This is a genomic window from Actinomadura sp. HBU206391 (assembly GCF_014323665.1).
GTDB lineage: Bacteria > Actinomycetota > Actinomycetes > Streptosporangiales > Streptosporangiaceae > Actinomadura_C.
This window is the reverse complement of the sequence record NZ_JABVEB010000484.1, coordinates 1-2,331: the sequence shown is the minus strand read 5'-3', so window position 1 is coordinate 2,331 and position 2,331 is coordinate 1. Positions and strand designations below refer to the sequence as shown.

The 2,331-nt window shown below is 69.0% G+C and carries 4 protein-coding genes; 3 read left to right on the top strand and 1 reads right to left on the bottom strand.

Features of this window, described 5'->3' with window-relative positions:
* The coding region (locus tag HKK72_RS38640; protein ID WP_261987604.1) for a pyridoxal phosphate-dependent decarboxylase family protein at positions 1-922 on the bottom strand (922 nt) is incomplete at its 3' end.
* Positions 923-1,059: 137 nt separating this feature from the next.
* On the opposite strand from HKK72_RS38640, the gene HKK72_RS38635 reads away from it, so the two are divergent.
* The 3 genes from HKK72_RS38635 to HKK72_RS38625 form a co-directional block, all read left to right on the top strand.
* On the top strand, positions 1,060-1,311 hold the full coding sequence (locus HKK72_RS38635; protein ID WP_187239333.1) for a hypothetical protein: 252 nt from the start codon (positions 1,060-1,062) through the stop codon (positions 1,309-1,311).
* 98 nt (positions 1,312-1,409) lie between these two features.
* Positions 1,410-1,967, top strand: coding sequence for a type 1 glutamine amidotransferase domain-containing protein (locus HKK72_RS38630; RefSeq protein ID WP_187239332.1), 558 nt, complete (start codon positions 1,410-1,412; stop codon positions 1,965-1,967).
* A gap of 190 nt (positions 1,968-2,157) precedes the next feature.
* Positions 2,158-2,331 (top strand): pyruvate kinase (locus tag HKK72_RS38625; RefSeq protein WP_315987663.1); only part of this gene is annotated, 174 nt, incomplete at its 3' end.

Sequence of the window (2,331 nt, the reverse complement as noted above, 5' to 3'; positions counted from 1 at the left end):
AGAAACCGCTCTCATAGGGCACGTTCAGCCACTTGTGCCCATCGACGGTCACCGAAGCGGCCCGCTCCACCCCTCGGGACATGTGCGCGGTCCGCGGCGAGAGTGCCGAGAACAGCCCGAAGGCCCCATCGACGTGCAACCACGCCCCGTACCGCTCCGCGAGATCGGCGAGCGCCTCGATCGGATCCGAGTCCCCGGTGTTCACCTCACCCACATTGCCCACGAGGATCGCCGGGCCGCCGACCTCGGCGAGCGCCGCCTCCATCGCGACGAGATCGACCCGCCCGGTCTCATCACGCGCGAACACCCGCAGCGTGTCGCGGCCGCAGCCCAGGATCTGCAACGCCTTACGCGTGCTCACATGCACATAGCCGCTGCTCAGCACCGGCATCGCAGGCAGACCCGCCAGACCCCGCGCGGTCACGTCCACACCGTGCCGATCGGCCCACCAGTACCTCGCGCACGCCAGCCCGCTCACATGCGCCAACGTCGCACTCGGCGTGAGAACACCGCCCCAGGCCTCCGGCAGGCCGAACAACTCCTTCAACCAACGCAGCACGGCGGTCTCTGCCCGCGCGGCGAGCGGCGAGGTCGCCCACAACCCGGCCGCCTGATCGAGCAGCGAGGTGATCCAGTCGCCGGCCAGGGCCGCCGGGGTCGCGCCGCCCACCACGAAATGGAAGAACCGCGGCCCGGCCGAGTGCGTCGCCGCGGTGGTGCCCACCCGCAGGAGCCGCTCCACGCCGGCCACGGTGCCCTCCCCGACCTCGGGGAGCGGGCCGTCGAGCTCGTCCAGCAGAACGTCATGCGCACTGTCGTGGACCAGGCGGTCCGGCAGACTCCGCAGATACGGCTCCGCGGCCCTCCCCACCAGTTCCAGCGCGGCAACGGCCTCGTCTCGTTCACGCAGAGGATCGACCATCCCGCCAGTGAACCAGGGTGCCACCGCGCAGTCGATCAATCGCCGGGCGGAGGGGGCCGCGCGAGATCGGGTGACGATATGGATACGATGAGTGATGTACGTTCGATCGTGGTGACACCGATGACGGGGGAGGTGCGATGCGGGGCACGATTCAGGTCCTCATCGGCCTCGTGCTGGCGCTCGGCCTGCTGGGCGGCGCCGCAGCGGCGAAGACGGAGCCCCCCGCGGCGCAGGCCGCCTGCCCCGAGGCCTGCACCATGATCTATGACCCCGTGACCTGCCGGTTCGCCGACGGCACCACCAGGACGTTCGGCAACCGCTGCATCGCCGACGCCTACGCCTGCCGGCACGGCCTGCGCATCTTGAGCTGCGGCGCGAAGACCGGGTGACGTCCCGCACCCGGTCGCGCATGTATATCCCCGCGATCTCAGGGCAGGGCTAGGCGCGTCACCGGAAGCCACAGCAACGAGAACGGGAGAGAGTCCTCATGGCCATCGATCTACAGGGCAAGACCGTCGCGTTCCTCACGGCACCCGAGGGCGTCGAGCAGGTCGAACTCACCGAACCGTGGCGGGCCGTAGAGCAGGCCGGTGGCGTACCCCGGCTGATCTCGACGGACTCGGGCCGGATCCAGGCCTTCGACCACCTCGACAAGGCCGACACCTTCCCCGTGGACAGCACCGTCGACGTCTCGTCGGTCGACGAGTTCGCCGGGCTGGTGCTGCCGGGCGGCGTCGCCAACCCCGACTACCTGCGGATGCAGCCCAACGCGGTCGCCTTCGTCAAGGGCTTCTTCGAGGCCGGCAAGCCGGTGTCGGCGATCTGCCACGCGGCGTGGACGCTCATCGAGGCCGACGTCGTCAGAGGCCGTACGCTCACCTCCTGGCCGAGCCTGCGCACCGATCTGCGCAACGCCGGGGCGACCTGGGTGGACGAGGAGGTCCAGGTCTGCACCGGCGGGCCGAACACTCTCGTCACGAGCCGCAGGCCCGACGACCTCAAGGCGTTCTGCCAGCAGACCATCGAGGTCTTGAGGGAGAGCTGAGGGACGGCCCGGCGGCCCCCGCGCAGTCCTCCGTTCGGCCCCCGGTTCAGCCCGCGTGCAGGCGTCCGCGCAGGCCTCCGACCTCGTCTTTTCTGGTCTAGACCAGACACCGAGGTCTATACCAATCTGTGAACGTTCGTCGACGATGTCCTGCACAAATCCACGTACTGGCCAGTAATTACATAGTGTTGTGCCCGTGAGTCGTCGAGCGAAAATAGTCAGCACCATCGGGCCCGCCTGCTCCAGCAGGGAGAAGATCCACGCCCTCGTCGAGGCCGGCGTCGATGTCGCCCGCCTCAACATGAGCCACGGGGAGCAGGCCCAGCACGAGGAGGTCCATGGGTACATCCGAGAGGCCTCCGAG

Coding starts and splice junctions, on each gene's coding strand:
- HKK72_RS38635 (WP_187239333.1), top strand. CDS start 1,060: ATGCGGGGCACGATTCAGGTCCTCATCGGCCTCGTGCTGGCGCTCGGC.
- HKK72_RS38630 (WP_187239332.1), top strand. CDS start 1,410: ATGGCCATCGATCTACAGGGCAAGACCGTCGCGTTCCTCACGGCACCC.